Genomic DNA, 18,432 nt, shown 5'->3' on the forward strand with positions numbered 1-18,432 from the left:
AAGCCAGCGGTTTCGGTGGGTCTAATACAATGAAAAAATTAACTATTGGCTTAATTGGCAATCCTAATTCCGGCAAGACAACCTTATTTAATCAGTTAACCGGCGCGCGCCAGCGCGTGGGAAATTGGGCAGGCGTAACGGTTGAACGTAAAGAAGGACAGTTCACGACAACGGACAATCAGGTCACCCTGGTTGACCTGCCCGGCACCTATTCCTTAACCACGATTTCATCCCAGACTTCGCTCGATGAGCAAATTGCCTGCCACTATATTCTTGGCGGCGACGCGGATCTGCTGATCAACGTGGTCGACGCCTCTAACCTCGAGCGAAACCTTTACCTGACGCTGCAGCTGCTGGAGCTGGGGATCCCCTGCATCGTGGCGCTCAACATGCTCGACATTGCAGAGAAACAAAAGCTGCGCATTGACGTCGATGCCCTCTCCGCGCGCCTGGGGTGCCCGGTGGTTCCGATGGTCTCGACCCGCGCTCGCGGTATCGACGCCCTGAAGCTGGCGATTGACCGCCACGCGGGAAACCGCGACGTTGAGCTGGTGCACTACGCCCAGCCGCTGCTGCGCGAAGCCGAACTGCTGGCGCAGGAGATGGACAAAAATATGCCTGCGAAACAGCGTCTCTGGCTCGGCCTGCAGATGCTGGAAGGGGATATCTACAGCCGCGCCTATGCCGGACATGCGGCGGATAAGCTGGACGTGGCCCTCGCCCGTCTCAGCGACGAGCTCGACGACCCGGCGCTGCACATCGCCGATGCGCGTTATCAGGCCATTGCGTCAATTTGCGACGTGGTCAGCAACGCGCTTACCGCAGAGCCCAGCCGCTTTACGGCGGCGGTGGATAAAATTGTGCTCAACCGCTTCCTCGGTTTACCCATCTTCCTGCTGGTGATGTACGTGATGTTCCTGCTCGCGATTAACATCGGTGGCGCGCTGCAGCCGATTTTTGACGCGGGTTCCGTCGCGGTCTTCGTACACGGTATTCAGTGGGTCGGTTACACCCTGCACTTCCCGGAATGGCTGACCATCTTCCTTGCCCAGGGGATCGGCGGCGGTATCAACACCGTTCTGCCGCTGGTGCCGCAGATCGGCATGATGTATCTGTTCCTCTCGTTCCTGGAAGATTCCGGCTACATGGCGCGCGCCGCCTTCGTGATGGACCGCCTGATGCAGGCGCTGGGCCTGCCGGGTAAATCCTTCGTCCCGCTGATCGTCGGCTTCGGCTGTAACGTGCCGTCGGTAATGGGCGCGCGTACCCTGGATGCACCGCGTGAACGTCTGATGACCATCATGATGGCGCCATTTATGTCCTGCGGCGCGCGTCTGGCAATCTTTGCCGTCTTCGCGGCGGCCTTCTTTGGCCAGCAGGGCGCGCTGGCGGTCTTCTCGCTGTACGTGCTGGGCATCGTGATGGCGATCCTGACCGGCTTAATGCTCAAGCACACCATCATGCGCGGTGAAGCGTCACCGTTTGTAATGGAGCTGCCGGTCTATCACGTCCCGCATCTGAAAAGCCTGGCGATCCAGACCTGGCAGCGCCTGAAAGGCTTCGTGCTGCGCGCCGGTAAGGTGATTGTTATTGTCAGTATTTTCCTGAGCGCGCTGAACAGCTTTACCCTCACCGGTCAGGCGGCAGATAACATCAACGACTCTGCCCTCGCCTCCGTCAGCCGCGTCATCACGCCGGTCTTCAAACCGATTGGCGTGCAGGAGGATAACTGGCAGGCAACCGTGGGCCTGTTCACCGGTGCGATGGCGAAAGAGGTGGTCGTCGGGACCCTGAACACGCTCTACACCGCAGAGAACATTCAGGAGCAGGAATTTAACCCGGCGGAGTTTCACCTCGGTGACGAACTGCTGGGTGCCCTTGAGGAAACCTGGCAGAGCCTGAAAGACACCTTCAGCCTGAGCGTGCTGGCGAACCCGATTGAGGCCAGCAAAGGCGACGGCGAAATGGCGACCGGAGCCATGGGCGTGATGGGCGAGAAGTTTGGCAGCGCGTCTGCGGCCTACAGCTACCTCATCTTCGTTCTGCTCTATATTCCGTGCATCTCGGTGATGGGGGCGATTGCCCGCGAGTCCAGCCGAGGCTGGATGGGCTTCTCCATCCTGTGGGGGCTGAATATCGCCTACTCGCTGGCGACGCTGTTTTATCAGACCGTTAACTTCAGCCAGCACCCGCGATACAGCCTGGTCAGCATCCTGGCGGTCGTGCTGTTTAACGTGATTGTGATTGGCCTGCTGCGCCGGGCGCGGAGCCGCGTTGATATCAACCTGCTGGCGACGCGTAAAACCCCAACCACCTGCTGCAACAGCCCGGCGGGCGACTGTCACTAAGGGGAAAACATATGGCATCGTTGATTCAGGTTCGTGACCTGCTGGCGCTTCAGGGGCGGATGGAGGCAAAACAGCTCAGCCTCAGCCTGCATACGCCGCAGCCGATGATCGATGCCATGCTGGAGCGCCTGGAAGCGATGGGTAAAGCCGTGCGGATTCAGGAAGAAGCGGAGGGTTGCCTCTCCGGCAGTTGTAAAAGCTGCCCGGAAGGAAAGGCCTGCCTCAGGGAGTGGTGGGCACTGCGCTAACAAAGCCGGGCATTGCTGCCCGGCTTTATCGTATTACTTATAGACGTCCGCGGTAGCGCGTACGTTTTTGGTCTGTTTTTCTGCGCTGGTGATGACGTAGTAGGTGCCGCCCAGCTCATCCGCTTTCTTCGACAGCTCTTTTTTTGCGTCCATCGGCGCGGTGGTGTCAGACGTAGAAATCTCACCAACTTTCGTCAGATTCATGCCGGCAACTTTATCTTTTTCCAGCTCTTTTGCCGCAAAAACGCCAAATGACAGTGACCCAATAACCAGAGAAGTGACAATACCTGTAACAAGTTTCATAGCCTGACTCTCCATAGGATTGTTGTTTTTGATTATCGTAGGCAGAACAACCGCAACGACATCTGGAGTATGGTTGCGGTGTGTAACTTTTTCCAGGCAGGATAGAAAATAATCAGTCTAAACGTTGACTTAACGCAACCAGCGCTGAACAAAATTCCGTCGGATGAGAGATAAACGGGGCATGCGCGGCTTTGGCAATCACCTGTGATTCGCTGTCCGGCCAGAGGGAATCCAGAAGCGGAACCACCTTGCGCGGCACCAGCCCGTCGAGGTAGCCATAGATGCGCAGGTGCGGCATGCTCAGCCCGGCCAGCGGCTCGCGCAGATCAACCGTTTTCAGGATCTCAAGACCGCCGTTAAGCACCTTAACGTCCGGCATCGGCAGGGAAAGTACCACCTGCTTCAGCGCTCTTGCATCCTGGCGCGCGGTTTCGGTGCCCATCGTCTGCAAGGCGAGGAATCGCTCGACGGTCCGCTGGAAATCGTCGCTCAGCTGCTGCTGGAAGCCTGCCAGCACGTCAGGTTTGATGCCGGGCCACGCCTCTTGCGCGCTAAAGCATGGCGACGAGGCCACGGTGACCAGCGCCCTAACGCGCTCGGGCCAGGAGAGCGCAATCTGGCTTGCCACCAGCCCGCCCAGGCTCCAGCCCAGCCAGATGGCATTTTGCGGCGCGGCGTCCGCAACCTGCTGTGCCATCTCATCAAGCGACATCGCGCCAAAGCCGCGGCTGCGACCGTAGCCCGGCAGATCGACCAGATGTAACGTAAATTGCGAGGCAAGTTCCTCACTTATGCAATGCCACACTTCCGCATTCAGGCCCCATCCGTGCAGCAGCACAAGATGGCAATTTCCTGTCCCTACGGTCTGCCACCACAGCGTCTTCATCAGTTACTGTTCTCTTTTTTCACATGGAGGTTGCACATGCTAACAGTGCCTGGCTTGTGCTGGCTATGCAAAATGCCGCTTGCCCTCAGCGCGTGGGGCGTCTGTTCCGTCTGCACGCGCTCGCTGGAAAGGCGTATCACAACCTGCCCGCAATGTGGTTTACCGGCGGCGAACCGCGATTTACCCTGCGGCCGCTGCCTGAAAAAATCCCCGCCGTGGAGCGCGCTGGTGGCCGTGGATGATTATGTTCCGCCGCTGAGCGGGCTTATTCACGCCCTGAAGTTTTCCGGCCAGAGTTCTCTGGCGCAGCCCCTTGCCCGCCTGCTTTTGCTGGCCGTTTTACAGGCGCGACGAACCCGCGCTCTGCCGAAAATCGACATGGTGGTGAATGTCCCCTTATACCGACGCCGGCACTGGCGGCGCGGCTATAATCAAAGCGACCTGCTCTGCCGCCCGCTCGCCCGGTGGCTGGGTTGTCGCTACGATGCCAGCGCGCTTACCCGCGTGCATGCCACCGCCATCCAGCACCAGCTCAACGCCCGGCTTCGCAAAAGAAACCTGAAAAACGCCTTTCGCCTTGAATTACCGGTCCACGGCCTCCATATCGCCATCGTGGATGACGTCGTCACCACAGGCAGTACCGTTGCTGAACTTTCCCGACTGCTTTTGCAAAGCGGCGCCGCGTCGGTTCAGGTATGGTGTCTGTGCCGTACCTTGTAGCCCTTCTTCAATGGGCGTATGATTATACCCAGGTAATTTAGTCAACTATTAGGCCAAAGCTATGATCCGTATTTCCGATTCTGCACAAGCGCACTTTGCCAAACTGCTGGCAAATCAGGAAGAAGGGACGCAGATCCGCGTGTTTGTGATCAATCCAGGCACTCCGAATGCAGAATGTGGTGTCTCTTATTGTCCTCCGGATGCTGTGGAAGCAACTGACACTGCCCTTAAATTTGAACAGCTCACCGCTTACGTCGATGAACTGAGCGCGCCGTATCTTGAAGATGCGGAGATCGACTTCGTCACCGACCAGCTGGGTTCTCAGCTGACTCTGAAAGCGCCAAACGCCAAAATGCGTAAAGTCTCTGACGATGCCCCGCTGATGGAGCGCGTTGAGTATCTGCTGCAGTCCCAGATCAACCCACAGCTGGCTGGCCACGGCGGTCGCGTTTCCCTGATGGAAATCACGGAAGACGGTCTGGCGATCCTGCAGTTCGGCGGCGGCTGTAACGGTTGCTCCATGGTCGACGTGACCCTGAAAGAAGGGATCGAGAAGCAGCTGCTGAACGAGTTCCCGGAACTGAAAGGCGTGCGCGATCTGACAGAGCACCAGCGCGGCGAGCACTCCTACTACTAATTCAGTCTCCGCCCGTATTGCCCGGTGGCGCTACGCGTACCGGGCCTGACTCCCTCGCCTTCCCATCTCGATATGTTGACCTGCGTCTCATAATTCAAATTTTGCCTCACTGGGTGATTCTCAACCACGATATGTTACCCGTATCATTCTCGTGGGCACTCAACACCCTTATAACAGCCGACTAAACTTAACTGTTTCGCTGGCATCAGTATGAGTGCCGTTAACCACTCTGTTCCCAGTTGGGACAATCGGAATTTGTCGTTGAAACAATGACGTTACCCATAACAATTCAAAGGCCAGGTAAATCATGCCATTAGTCATCGTTGCTATCGGTGTTGTGTTATTACTGCTCTTGATGATCCGTTTCAAAATGAACGGATTTATCGCTCTGGTTCTGGTGGCACTTGCAGTCGGTCTGATGCAGGGGATGCCGCTGGTTAAAGTTATCAGCTCTATCAAAGCCGGTGTCGGCGGCACGCTCGGCAGCCTGGCGCTGATCATGGGCTTCGGCGCCATGCTCGGTAAAATGCTGGCGGACTGCGGGGGCGCGCAGCGTATTGCCACCACGCTTATCGAAAAATTTGGTAAGAAGAACATCCAGTGGGCGGTGGTGTTAACCGGTTTTACCGTCGGTTTCGCGCTGTTCTATGAAGTGGGCTTCGTGCTGATGCTGCCGCTGGTGTTCACCATCGCCGCCGCGGCCAACATCCCGCTGCTGTTCGTGGGTGTGCCAATGGCTGCGGCGCTGTCCGTGACCCACGGCTTCCTGCCGCCGCACCCGGGTCCAACCGCCATCGCCACCATCTTCCACGCCGATATGGGTAAAACCCTGCTGTTCGGTACGATTCTGGCGATCCCGACCGTGATTCTGGCAGGCCCGGTGTATGCTCGCTTCCTGAAAGGTATTGATAAGCCTATCCCGGAAGGTCTGTACAGCGCTAAAACCTTCACCGAAGAAGAGATGCCGGGCTTTGGCGTCAGCGTCTGGACCTCACTGGTACCGGTGATCCTGATGGCGATGCGCGCCGTGGCGGAGATGATCCTGCCGAAAGGCCACGCGTTCCTGGCCGTTGCCGAATTCCTCGGCGACCCGGTGATGGCAACGCTGATTGCGGTATTAATTGCGATGTTCACCTTCGGCCTGAACCGCGGCCGCTCCATGGATCAGATCAACGACACGCTGACCTCGTCCATTAAAATCATTGCCATGATGCTGCTGATTATCGGCGGTGGCGGTGCGTTCAAGCAGGTGCTGGTCGACAGCGGCGTGGACAAATACATTGCTTCCATGATGCACGAAACCAACATCTCTCCAATCCTGATGGCGTGGTCTATTGCTGCCGTGCTGCGTATTGCGCTGGGCTCTGCAACCGTTGCGGCAATCACCGCGGGCGGTATCGTTGCGCCGCTGATTGCCACCACGGGCGTCAGCCCTGAGCTGATGGTTATTGCGGTAGGCTCCGGCAGCGTGATTTTCTCTCACGTGAACGATCCGGGCTTCTGGCTGTTCAAGGAGTACTTCAACCTGACCATCGGTGAGACCATCAAGTCCTGGTCGATGCTGGAAACCATTATTTCGGTGTGCGGCCTGGTAGGGTGTCTGCTGCTGAATATGGCAATCTGATGCATTAAGTCGGGTGGCGGCTACGCCTTACCCGACCTACTCGATCCATGTAGACCCGGTAAGCGTAGCGCCGCCGGGCAAGAAAAAACCCGCCGCTGGCGGGTTTTTTTATCATTTCTTCGCGACTGCTTTTCGCCGCTTGTCCAAATCCTTAATCAGCCTGTTCACCCCGTCATCGGCAAACATCGCCTCAAGGGTTGTGGACAGCTTGCGGCGCCAGTTCTTGTACTGATAGCTGGTGCCCGGAACGTTCACCGGCTCCGCCATATCAATCCAGTCTTCCGGCTGCAGGCCGAGCAGCGCGCTGTTGCTGTCGGCAATATAGCGCTGCAGGCCACGGTTGAGCGTTGGAGTCATCGCCATCAGCGACGCCTTATGTCCGGCACGCTTCGGCAGGCAGCCATGCTTGTGCAGCGCATCCAGCAGCCCCTGCTTCGCCAGCTCGCGGTCCTGATACAGTCCGCGCAGAACCTCTTCATCCGGATACAGCCCCAGCGTTTTGCCGAGGGTCAGATCGCCGCTTTCCCAGTAGCCCCTGAGCGTAGGAAGATCGTGCGTCGTCGCGACTGCCATTGACTGTTCAGGGTACGCTTTCGGCGCGCGGAAGGTTTTCTCATGGTCGTTTTCAAAATAGAGCACTTTATAGGAGTAGACGCCGCTGTCGCGGAGCTTGCTGACAATTTCCACCGGCACGGTACCGAGATCTTCACCGATCACCATGCACTGATGACGCTTACTCTCCAGCGCCAGGATCGACAGCAGATCGTCCACCGGATACTGCACGTACGCCCCGTGATCGGCCGTTTCACCGTATGGGATCCACCACAGGCGCAGCACGGACATCACGTGGTCAATGCGCAGCGCCCCGCAGTTCTGCATGTTCGCGCGCAGAAGGTCGATAAACGGCTCGTAGGCCCGCGCCGCCATGACGTGCGGATCCATCGGCGGCAGGCCCCAGTTCTGACCGAGCGGGCCGAGGATATCCGGCGGCGCGCCGACGGAGGCTTTCAGGCAGTAGAGCTCACGGTCACACCAGGTTTCCGCGCCCCCTTCCGCCACGCCCACGGCCAGATCGCGATACAGGCCGATCGGCATCTTATAGCCCTGGCTTACCTGCCAGCAGGCGGCAAACTGGCTGTACGCCAGCCACTGCAGCCACAGGTAGAAGTCCACCTCGTCGGCATGATTTTTACAGAAGGCTTTGACTTCCGGGGTATCCACGGTCTGATACGCTTCCGGCCAGACCGGCCAGCCCCAGCGCATTTCGTCCTCTTTCACCTGATACGCGTGCAGCGCATCAAATGCCGCCTGCCAGTAGAGGCTTTCACCTTCCTGCATTACGAACTGGCGGAAGGCCGCCATCTGCTCGTCGTCGCGCTTCGCAAAGCCTTTCCACGCCAGGCGCAGAGCCGCCATTTTCAGCGCGGTCACGCTGGCATAATCTACCCAGTCCGCATCGCGGGCCTGCTTCAGCAGCTGCTGGGTGGTCTCAAGCTTCCACCAGGCCTGCGCCTCTTTGCTGTTTTTGAAATCGTCTAACGCGTTAACGTCGATGTAAATCACGTTCAGCCAGCGTCGGGAAGACGGGCTGTATGGGCTGGCGCTTTCCGGGTTGGCCGGATAGAGCGCGTGGATCGGGTTGAGGCCGATAAACGCTCCGCCGCGCTCACCAACAGATGCCAGCATCTTTTTCAGATCGCCAAAATCGCCGATGCCCCAGTTGCTGTCGGAACGCAGCGTATAGAGCTGCACGCAGGCGCCCCACAGCTTTTTGCCCTCAAGCAGCGCCTGCGGCTCATAGCAGCGTTTTGGCGCGACGATCACCCGGCAGTGAAAACGCTGTTCGTCCTGGGTGAGCGTCAGGCTGTGATAGCCCTCCGACAGCTTCGCCGGAAGGTTTAACGTTTTGCCGCCGGTGGCGTGGCCCTTGTGCTGATGCCCCTCCTCGGTGGTGAGCAGCCAGCTAAACTCGCCGCGCCCGTCCACCGCCAGAGGCATCTTTTTGCCTGCGGTAAAGACCTTCACGTTTGGCACCGGAGCAACCGACGCTTTCGCGTCGGTTTTGTGCATGGCATCCAGCAAACGTCTTTTGGTGTCCGCACCAATAGACTGCGGTTTGCCGTGCGCATTGATGTAACTGAGGCTAATTCCCGCCGCCTGCGCGGCACTGTCCAGACGTTTACTCTCCATCGCGCTTCCTTAGCGTTTTGCCTGCCAGATACGGGCCTGATAATCACGGATTGAGCGGTCAGAGCTGAACATGCCGCAGCGCGCGGTGTTCAGAATGCACGCCCGGGTCCACGCCTCCTGGTCGCGGTACAGCACGTCGACCTGTTTCTGCGCTTCAACGTAGGCCGTGAAGTCCGCCATGACCAGGTACGGGTCGCCGCCGTGTTTGTCCATGCTGTGCAGCATCTGATCAAACGCGTGCTTGTCGCCGTCGCTGTATTTGCCGCTCTCCAGCTCTTTCAGCACCGCATCCAGCACTTTGTCTTTCTTACGCCATTTCACCGGGTCGTAGCCTTTGGCCTTGATGGCTTTCACTTCTTCAACAGTATGGCCGAAGATAAAGATGTTCTCTTCACCGACCTTCTCGGCGATTTCGACGTTCGCACCGTCCAGCGTGCCGACGGTCAGCGCGCCGTTCAGCGCCAGCTTCATGTTGCCAGTACCGGACGCCTCTTTCCCTGCGGTCGAGATCTGCTCGGAGATATCCGCCGCCGGGATCAGCATTTCAGCCGCCGAGACGCAGTAGTCCGGCAGGAACACCACCTTCAGCTTGTCGCCCACTTTCGGATCGCTGTTGATCGCCGCCGCCACTTTATTGATGGCGAGGATTATGTTTTTCGCCAGGTAGTAGCCCGGCGCCGCTTTCGCACCGAACATGAACACGCGCGGCACGCGGTCTGCCTGCGGGTTCTCGCGGATCTCTTTGTACAGCGCAAGAATGTGCAGCAGGTTCAGGTGCTGACGCTTGTACTCGTGCAGGCGCTTGATCTGAATATCGAAAATGGCATTCGGGTTGATCTCAATCCCGGTACGCATTTTCACGAACTCCGCCAGGCGAACCTTGTTCTCCAGCTTGATCGCGCGGTACTGCTCGCGGAACTTCGCGTCGTCGGCGTATTTTTCAAGGTTAATCAGCTGGTCCAGATCGTTGGCCCACTCTTTCTTCAGGGTCTTGTCCAGCAGGCCGGCCAGCAGCGGGTTGCACTGCTTGATCCAGCGACGCGGCGTAATGCCGTTGGTCACGTTGTGGAATTTGGTCGGCCACAGCTGGTGATATTCCGGGAACAGATCTTTCACCACCAGATCGGAGTGCAGCGCCGCCACGCCGTTAACGGCAAAGCCGCTCACCACGCACATGTTCGCCATGCGCACCTGTTTATCGTGCACCACCGCCAGCTTGGCCCAGACGGCTTTGTCACCCGGCCAGGTTTTCTCCACCAGCGCTTTAAACTGGTCGTTAATCTTGTTGATGATCTGCATGTGGCGCGGCAGCAGCGTTTTCACCAGCTTCTCATCCCAGCACTCGAGCGCTTCCGGCATCAGGGTGTGGTTGGTGTAGGCGAAGGTGCGGCTGGTGATGGCCCAGGCGTTGTCCCAGCTCAGCTGATGCTCGTCGATCAGCACGCGCAGCAGTTCCGGGATGGCAATGGTCGGGTGCGTGTCGTTCAGCTGAATCACTTCGAAATCCGGCAGCTGTGCCAGCTTGCGGCCCGCCAGGTGATGACGACGCAGAATGTCCGCCACGGAGCAGGCGCACTGGAAGTACTGCTGCATCAGACGCAGCTTTTTACCCGCCAGATGGTTGTCGTTCGGGTAGAGGACTTTGGTCAGCTTCTCGGCGTCGATGCCCTGCTGCTCGGCGCGCAGGAAATCGCCGTCGTTGAATTTGGTCAGGTTGAACGGATGCGCGTGCTTCGCCTGCCACAGACGCAGCGGCTGCGCCACGCCGTTACGGTAGCCGAGCACCGGTAGATCCCAGGCTTCACCGGTAATGGTAAACGCCGGTTCCCAGAGCCCCTGCTTCGTCACTTTCCCGCCGATGCCGACCTGCACGTCCAGCTGCGCGTTGTGGCGGAACCACGGGTAGGTATTGCGGTGCCAGTCGTCCGGCGCTTCCATCTGATGGCCGTCGGCAAACGACTGACGGAACAGGCCGTACTGGTAGTTCAGGCCATAGCCAATCGCCGACTGGCCGACCGTTGCCATAGAGTCAAGGAAACAGGCCGCCAGACGGCCCAGACCGCCGTTGCCCAGCGCCGGGTCAATCTCTTCTTCCAGCAGGTCGGTCAGGTTAATGTCGTGCTCTTTCAGCACGTCACCCACCTCCTGATACCAGCCGAGGTTCAGCAGGTTGTTGCCGGTCAGGCGACCAATCAGGAATTCCATCGAGATATAGTTAACGTGACGCTGGCCTTTGACGGGCTTCGCCACGGGCTGAGCATCCAGCTGCTCTGCGAGCGCCCCGCTCACCGCCTGCCACCACTGGTGAGGCGTCATCTCGTTTGCAGCATGAAGGCCAAAACGCTGCCACTGACGCGTCAGGGCAGCCTGGAATTGAGCTTTGTTGAAGGTAGGCTGTGACATAGGGGATCGGCATCCTTTAGAAAGAAAACACAAGTTGGCGCTAGTGTGCCTGGCTCATTTCCCCTCTTCCTCCTCCCGTGGGGGATTAGACAGGGAGGAGTAGCGGGGATGAGCATAAAAGTGTGATCGAGGCCACTCTGAGAGCATAGCCGGAGTGTGCCCGGAAGATAAAAAAGTAACCGGGGAGAATGTCAAAGAAATGAAATGCGGTTTCGGGTGAAATTAATCCGCGCGGAAATGATTGCTTACGGAGAATAATATTTCAGCAATCGGGTCATACCTAAGGAGATTATTAATCCCGCTCAACTTTACCCGCAGTTTATTAAATTTGACGTCATTATACCTTTCTGAAACCAGTTTCAGCCCAGCCGCGCGACAGTCATACAAGCCAGCATTGACGCGGCATCAAAGCCTTTTCAAAAAAGTTCCAGTACTGGCCGGAATGTTTTGTGACAGAGTGCAAATTCAGAGCCACAAAAGCCAGACATAACTTGCAATAGTTCTCTTTCTGACCGACCTTATAGCTATTAATTACGAAGCGCAAAAAAAATAAATTCTCTCGTTCCCCACAGTGAAGTGAAACCTATGTTGATTCCGTCTAAATTAAGTCGCCCGGTTCGTCTTGACCATACAGTGGTCCGCGAGCGTCTGTTGGCTAAACTTTCCGGCGCGCATAATTTCCGACTGGCGCTGGTTACGAGCCCTGCAGGTTATGGAAAAACAACGCTCATTTCACAATGGGCCGCAGGTAAGAGCGATCTTGGCTGGTACTCCCTCGACGAGGGCGATAACCAGCAAGAGCGTTTTGCCAGCTATCTGATTGCCGCTATTCAACAGGCAACCAACGGACACTGCGTCGCCAGCGAGGCAATGGTGCAAAAGCGCCAGTACGCCAGCCTGTCCTCCCTTTTTTCTCAGCTGTTTATCGAACTGGCCGAATGGCATCGCCCGCTGTTCGTGGTGATTGATGACTATCATCTGATCACGAACCCGGTTATCCACGAGTCGATGCGCTTCTTCCTGCGCCATCAGCCGGAAAACCTGACCTTAGTGGTGCTGTCACGCAACCTGCCGCAGCTGGGTATTGCCAACCTTCGCGTGCGCGATCAGCTTCTGGAAGTGGGCAGCCAGCAGCTGGCCTTTACCCACCAGGAAGCAAAACAGTTCTTTGACTGCCGCCTGACCTCGCCGATTGAGGCCGCTGAAAGCAGCCGCCTGTGTGATGACGTCGCGGGCTGGGCCACGGCGCTACAGCTGATTGCCCTCTCTGCCCGGCAAAACAACAGCCCGACGCACCAGTCTGCGCGTCGTCTGGCCGGCATCAACGCCAGCCATCTTTCGGATTACCTGGTGGATGAGGTGCTGAACAGCGTCGATCCCTCCACCCGCAATTTCCTGCTGAAAAGCTCCCTGCTGCGCTCCATGAACGACGCGCTGATTGTGCGCGTAACAGGCTGTGAAAACGGTCAGCTGCAGCTGGAAGAGATTGAACGTCAGGGCCTGTTCCTGACGCGCATGGACGACCCCGGCGAGTGGTTCAGCTACCACCCGCTGTTTGGCAGCTTCCTGCGCCAGCGCTGCCAGTGGGAGCTGGCAACGGAATTACCGGAAATCCACCGCGCCGCCGCCGAAAGCTGGATGGCGCAAGGCTTCCCGAGCGAGGCCATTCACCACGCGCTTGCCGCCGGTGACGCCAGCATGCTGCGTGATATCCTGCTTAACCACGCGTGGGGGCTGTTTAACCACAGTGAACTGACGCTGCTGGAAGAGTCGTTGAAAGCCCTGCCGTGGGAGAGCCTGCTGGAGAACCCGCGTCTGGTGCTGCTCCAGGCCTGGCTGATGCAGAGCCAGCACCGCTACAGCGAAGTGAATACCCTGCTGGCGCGCGCCGAGCAGGAGATGGAAAGCGAAATGGATATCACCCTGCACGGCGAATTTAACGCCCTGCGGGCGCAGGTCGCGATTAACGACGGCGATGCGGATGAAGCGGAACGGCTGGCGATGGTCGCGCTGGACGAGCTGCCGCTGGCGAATTTCTACAGCCGGATTGTGGCCACCTCGGTACACGGCGAAGTGCTGCACTGCAAGGGCGAGCTGACGCGCTCCCTTTCGCTGATGCAGCAAACCGAGCAGATGGCGCGCCGCCATGATGTCTGGCACTACGCCCTGTGGAGCCTGATCCAGCAAAGCGAGATTTTATTCGCACAGGGGTTCCTGCAGGCCGCCTGGGAAAATCAGGAAAAAGCGTTCCAGCTGATTCGTGAGCAGCACCTGGAACAGCTGCCGATGCACGAGTTCCTGTTGCGTATTCGCGCTCAGCTGCTGTGGGCATGGTCGCGCCTGGATGAAGCAGAAAGCTGCGCCCGTCAGGGTGTGAACGTGCTCTCTGGCTTCCAGCCTCAGCAGCAATTGCAGTGTCTGGCCCTGCTGGTGCAGTGCTCGCTGGCGCGCGGCGATCTGGATAATGCCCGCAATCACCTTAACCGTCTGGAAAACCTGCTCGGCAACGGTCAGTATCACAGCGACTGGGTATCGAACGCCGACAAGGTTCGGGTAATTTACTGGCAGATGACGGGGGACAAAAAATCCGCCGCCAACTGGCTGCGCCAGACGCCTAAACCAGAATTTGCCAATAACCACTTCCTGCAAAGCCAGTGGCGCAACATCGCCCGCGTGCAGATCCTGCTGGGTGACTTTGAGCCTGCCGAAATTGTGCTGGAAGAGTTAAACGAAAACGCCCGCAGCCTGCGTCTGATGAGCGATCTGAACCGCAACCTGCTGCTGTTAAACCAGCTTTACTGGCAGGCGGGGCGCAAAAACGACGCCCAGCGCGTGCTGCTGGAAGCCCTGCAGCTGGCGAACCGCACCGGGTTTATTAGCCACTTCGTGATTGAAGGTGAAGTGATGGCGCAGCAGCTGCGCCAGCTGATTCAGCTCAACACGCTGCCGGAGCTGGATCAGCATCGCGCCCAGCGCATCCTGCGCGAGATTAACCAGCATCATCGCCACAAGTTTGCGCATTTCGACGAGAACTTTGTTGAACGCCTGCTGAACCACCCGGAAGTGCCGGAGCTTATCCGCACCAGCCCGCTCACCCAGCGCGAATGGCAGGTGCTGGGGCTGATCTATTCAGGCTACAGCAACGAGCAGATTGCCGGAGAGCTGGCGGTGGCGGCAACCACCATCAAAACGCACATCCGAAATCTGTATCAGAAGCTGGGCGTGGCGCACCGTCAGGACGCGGTGCAGCATGCGCAGCAGCTGTTGAAGATGATGGGGTACGGGGTGTAGATCCCTGCGGTCTGATGCCCTCACCCCGGCCCTCTCCCACAGGGAGAGGGGGAAAGGCTTTTCAACACAACTCTAACTGCACATTATTATCTTTAATCACCTGCATCACGCCCGCCGGCGGCATCACGTCGGTGTAGACCGCATCCACCATGCTGATGCTGCCCATGTTCACCATCGCGTTACGTCCAAACTTCGAATGGTCCACCACCAGCATCACGTGACGTGAGTTCTCAATAATCGCGCGCTTGGTGCGCACCTCGTGGTAATCAAACTCCAGCAGCGAGCCGTCGCTGTCGATGCCGCTGATCCCCAGGATGCCGAAGTCGAGGCGGAACTGAGAGATAAAATCGAGCGTCGCTTCGCCGATGATCCCACCGTCGCGGCTGCGCAGCTCGCCGCCCGCGAGGATGATGCGGAAATCGTCTTTCTGCATCAGGGTGTTGGCGACGTTCAGGTTGTTGGTCACCACGCGCAGGTTCTCGTGATCCAGCAGGGCATGGGCGACGGCTTCCGGCGTGGTGCCAATGTCAATAAACAGCGTTGCCCCGTTCGGGATCTGGCTCGCCACTTTACGCGCAATACGCTCTTTCTCTGCCGTCTGCGTGGCTTTACGGTCGTGCCAGGAGGTGTTGACCGAGCTGGACGGCAGCGCCGCGCCGCCGTGGTGGCGCAAAATACGGTTCTGATCGGCCAGATCGTTCAGGTCACGACGGATGGTTTGCGGGCTGACGGCAAACTGCTCAACCAGCTCTTCGGTGCTGACGTATCCCTGCTTTTTGACCAGTTCGATAATGGCGTCATGACGTTGTGTTTGTTTCATCAATTATCCCTGAGAATTATGTTCGTTTTCGCGCATGGAGCGTGTCGGCAAGCGCCATTGCCAGCCCGACCGCGAGGCCGGTGACGTGTGCACCATTGGCGATAGACATACCAAACAGATCAAACCATCCGGCAATTAGCCATATTAACGCAAAGGCTATTAATCCGCGTTGTAAATAGATGCCGCTTTCCGGGTCGCGCTCCCCGCGAAGCCAGACGTAGCCCATCAGAGCGTAGACGACACCCGACAGCCCGCCGAACCACGGGCCGCTGAATTTATGCTGCACATAGCCGCTCAGCAGGGCGCTAATCACGGTGATGACAATCAGCTTGCCGCTGCCGAGCCGCTTCTCAACGATACCGCCGAGATACCACCACCACAGCAGGTTAAAGAGGATGTGCATCACCGAAAAGTGCATCAGCGCGTGGGTAAAGTAGCGCCAGACGTCAAAATCCAGCGACGGATCGTACGGCCACGCCAGCGCGATCATCACGCTCTGGTCGCCCACCACGTTCATAATAATGAAGACGATAATGCAGGCCGCCATCAGCAGCAGCGTAAACGGGCCCGCGCGCTCGCGAATCGTGGCAAGGAAGGGAAAACGGCTGTAGTGCAGCCCGCTGCCGGTCTGGCCGGATTGCCAGCTCGCCGCCAGATAGCGCGGGTCGCCAGGGTTCTCAAGAAAACGCGCCAGTTCCTCGTTGACCCGCCCAGCCTGGCTCTCATCGGCCAGCCAGACGTCGGTCTGAGTATGCTGCTGAATGGTCAGAATAACGCCCTGCGTCGCCATATAGTCGACAAACGCCTGGGCGACGCGCGGGTTGGTAAAAGAGGTGATCATCAACATGGGCAGCGGTCGCTTATTTCCACACAAAAGGGGACAGTATAGCGGGATTAGCGCTCAAACGCGTATTCCACTTCTGCCGGGAAATGACGATGCCAGGCATCGAAGCCGCCGTCGACGCTGTATACCGCGTCATAGCCTTGCTGAATCAGGTACTGCGCCGCGCCTTTGCTGCTGTTGCCGTGGTAGCACATGACCATGACCGGCGTTTCGAAGTCGTTATCGCGCATAAACGCGCCCAGCGTGTCGTTGGTGAGATGGAACGCGCCCGGCGTGTGGCCCATCGCAAAACTCTGCGGGTCGCGGATGTCCACCAGCACCGCTTTTCCCTGGTGCATCTTCTGGTGGGCTTCTTCTACGTTAATACATTCAAACTGATCCATGGTGTTCTCTTTACAGTGGTCAACGACAAGATTTTACCCCGTAGTGTACGTCCTGGCGGCGGGTAAACGCCATTATGTTATCCATATCACTCTAAATTGTTTTTTTGATGTTACCAAAAGCGCGTTCCTTTGCTATTATGAGCGATATCGAACATTTTTGAGCTTTAACGAAAGTGCATGAGGGTGTTATGGAAACCAAAGATCTGATTGTGATAGGCGGTGGCATCAACGGTGCCGGTATTGCGGTTGATGCCGCAGGACGCGGTTTATCCGTGCTGATGCTGGAAGCTAACGATCTCGCCTGCGCGACGTCGTCCGCCAGCTCCAAGCTGATCCATGGTGGCCTGCGCTACCTGGAACACTACGAATTCCGCCTGGTCAGCGAAGCGCTGGCCGAACGCGAAGTGCTGCTGAAAATGGCTCCGCATCTGGCGATCCCGATGCGCTTCCGCCTGCCCCACCGCCCGCACCTGCGTCCGGCGTGGATGATCCGCATCGGCCTGTTTATGTACGATCACCTGGGTAAACGCACCAGCCTGCCGGGTTCGAACGGTTTGCGTTTTGGCTCAGAATCGGTCCTTAAGCCGGAGATCGTGCGCGGTTTCGAATATTCCGACTGCTGGGTGGACGATGCGCGCCTGGTGCTGGCGAATGCGCAGATGGTCGAGAAGAAAGGCGGCGAGGTGAAAACCCGTACCCGCGCGACCGCCGCCCGTCGTGAAAACGGCCTGTGGATTGTCGAAGCGGAAGACATTGATACCGGCGAAAAATTCAGCTGGAAAGCGCGCGGTCTGGTGAACGCCACCGGCCCGTGGGTGAAGCAGTTCTTCGACGACGGCATGCATCTGCCTTCCCCGTACGGCATCCGCCTGATCAAAGGCAGCCACATTGTGGTGCCGCGCGTGCATACCCAGAAGCAGGCCTACATTCTGCAAAACGAAGATAAACGCATCGTGTTTGTGATCCCGTGGATGGACGAGTTTTCGATCATCGGCACTACCGACGTGGAGTACAAAGGCGATCCGAAAAACGTTGAGATCGACGAGAGCGAAGTGAACTACCTGTTGAAAGTGTATAACGCGCACTTTAAGAAACAGCTGTCACGCGATGACGTGGTCTGGACCTACTCCGGCGTGCGTCCTCTGTGCGATGACGAGTCTGACTCACCGCAGGCCATCACCCGCGACTACACGCTCGATATCCACGACGTAGACGGTCAGGCACCGCTGCTGTCGGTGTTTGGCGGCAAGCTGACCACCTACCGCAAGCTGGCCGAGCACGCGCTGGAAAAACTGGCGCCGTACTATAAAGGTATTGGCCCGGCGTGGACCAAAGAGGCGGTGCTGCCCGGCGGAGATATCGGCGGAAACCGCGACGATTACGCCGCGAAGCTGCGCCGTCGCTTCCCGTTCATTACCGAAGGGATGGCGCGCCACTACGCTCGCACCTACGGCAGCAATACCGAGCTGTTCCTGGGCGACGCGAAATCGCTTGCCGATCTGGGTGAACATTTCGGCCACGAGCTGTACGAGGCCGAGCTGCGCTACCTGGTCGAGCACGAGTGGGTTCGCCGCCTGGAAGATGCCATCTGGCGTCGTACTAAAGAAGGGATGTGGCTTAACGCCGAGCAGCAGTCTCGCGTGGCGCAGTGGCTGCAGCAGCATGCGGGAAAGCGTGAATTGTCGCTGGCGTCGTAAATAAAAAAAGCCGGGTGGCGCCTCCGCCTTACCCGGCC

At 58.1% G+C, this 18,432-nt stretch carries 14 protein-coding genes; 7 read left to right on the forward strand and 7 right to left on the reverse strand.

Going from position 1 to position 18,432, the window contains the following annotated elements; genetic code table 11:
- The first annotated feature begins 29 nt into the window (after positions 1-29).
- Positions 30-2,348 (forward strand): Fe(2+) transporter permease subunit FeoB, encoded by a 2,319-nt coding sequence (gene feoB / locus OSH03_RS18175; RefSeq protein WP_266179743.1) that lies wholly within the window; start codon positions 30-32, stop codon positions 2,346-2,348.
- Between the two features lie 11 nt (positions 2,349-2,359).
- The gene (gene feoC, locus OSH03_RS18180; RefSeq protein ID WP_041911908.1) at positions 2,360-2,596 is read left to right on the forward strand and encodes a [Fe-S]-dependent transcriptional repressor FeoC; all 237 of its coding nucleotides are present in this window, start codon (positions 2,360-2,362) and stop codon (positions 2,594-2,596) included.
- Positions 2,597-2,629: 33 nt separating this feature from the next.
- Here the strand turns inward: feoC and OSH03_RS18185 are convergent, their stop codons facing one another.
- Positions 2,630-2,899, reverse strand: coding sequence for a YdgH/BhsA/McbA-like domain containing protein (locus OSH03_RS18185; protein ID WP_061096861.1), 270 nt, complete (start codon positions 2,897-2,899; stop codon positions 2,630-2,632).
- A gap of 112 nt (positions 2,900-3,011) precedes the next feature.
- Positions 3,012-3,785: a pimeloyl-ACP methyl ester esterase BioH gene (gene bioH, locus OSH03_RS18190; RefSeq protein WP_266179744.1), complete on the reverse strand. Its 774-nt coding sequence runs from the start codon at positions 3,783-3,785 to the stop codon at positions 3,012-3,014.
- 36 nt (positions 3,786-3,821) lie between these two features.
- Between bioH and gntX the strand changes: the two genes are divergently transcribed.
- The 3 genes from gntX to gntT all read left to right on the forward strand — a co-directional run bounded on the left by gntX (position 3,822) and on the right by gntT (position 6,766).
- Entirely contained in the window at positions 3,822-4,505 is a 684-nt protein-coding gene (gene gntX / locus OSH03_RS18195) for a DNA utilization protein GntX (RefSeq protein ID WP_045259366.1), read from the forward strand.
- A 61-nt stretch (positions 4,506-4,566) separates the two neighbouring features.
- Positions 4,567-5,142 (forward strand): Fe-S biogenesis protein NfuA, encoded by a 576-nt coding sequence (gene nfuA / locus OSH03_RS18200; RefSeq protein WP_003861601.1) that lies wholly within the window; start codon positions 4,567-4,569, stop codon positions 5,140-5,142.
- Positions 5,143-5,449: 307 nt separating this feature from the next.
- Positions 5,450-6,766, forward strand: coding sequence for a gluconate transporter (gene gntT, locus OSH03_RS18205; RefSeq protein ID WP_151412432.1), 1,317 nt, complete (start codon positions 5,450-5,452; stop codon positions 6,764-6,766).
- Between the two features lie 111 nt (positions 6,767-6,877).
- Here gntT and malQ read toward each other — a convergent pair whose 3' ends face one another.
- A complete protein-coding gene (gene malQ / locus OSH03_RS18210; RefSeq protein WP_266179746.1) occupies positions 6,878-8,956 on the reverse strand; it encodes a 4-alpha-glucanotransferase in 2,079 nt (692 codons plus the stop codon).
- A gap of 9 nt (positions 8,957-8,965) precedes the next feature.
- Entirely contained in the window at positions 8,966-11,359 is a 2,394-nt protein-coding gene (gene malP, locus OSH03_RS18215) for a maltodextrin phosphorylase (protein WP_266179747.1), read from the reverse strand.
- A 585-nt stretch (positions 11,360-11,944) separates the two neighbouring features.
- Here malP and malT point away from each other — a divergent pair.
- The gene (gene malT / locus OSH03_RS18220) at positions 11,945-14,650 is read left to right on the forward strand and encodes an HTH-type transcriptional regulator MalT (protein ID WP_266179748.1); all 2,706 of its coding nucleotides are present in this window, start codon (positions 11,945-11,947) and stop codon (positions 14,648-14,650) included.
- Between the two features lie 61 nt (positions 14,651-14,711).
- Here malT and OSH03_RS18225 read toward each other — a convergent pair whose 3' ends face one another.
- From OSH03_RS18225 to glpE, 3 genes are read right to left on the reverse strand one after another with little or no spacing between them, the layout of a single operon-like run.
- Complete coding sequence (locus tag OSH03_RS18225; RefSeq protein WP_126816070.1) at positions 14,712-15,470, reverse strand: DeoR/GlpR family transcriptional regulator; 759 nt, start codon at positions 15,468-15,470, stop codon at positions 14,712-14,714.
- 16 nt (positions 15,471-15,486) lie between these two features.
- Entirely contained in the window at positions 15,487-16,317 is an 831-nt protein-coding gene (gene glpG, locus OSH03_RS18230; RefSeq protein WP_045259371.1) for a rhomboid family intramembrane serine protease GlpG, read from the reverse strand.
- Positions 16,318-16,364: 47 nt separating this feature from the next.
- Positions 16,365-16,697 (reverse strand): thiosulfate sulfurtransferase GlpE, encoded by a 333-nt coding sequence (glpE, locus tag OSH03_RS18235; RefSeq protein ID WP_028014686.1) that lies wholly within the window; start codon positions 16,695-16,697, stop codon positions 16,365-16,367.
- 188 nt (positions 16,698-16,885) lie between these two features.
- Here glpE and glpD point away from each other — a divergent pair, with 188 nt between their 5' ends.
- Complete coding sequence (gene glpD / locus OSH03_RS18240) at positions 16,886-18,394, forward strand: glycerol-3-phosphate dehydrogenase (protein ID WP_048957380.1); 1,509 nt, start codon at positions 16,886-16,888, stop codon at positions 18,392-18,394.
- Positions 18,395-18,432 lie beyond the last annotated feature (38 nt).

Source organism: Enterobacter nematophilus (genome assembly GCF_026344075.1).
GTDB lineage: Bacteria > Pseudomonadota > Gammaproteobacteria > Enterobacterales > Enterobacteriaceae > Enterobacter > Enterobacter nematophilus.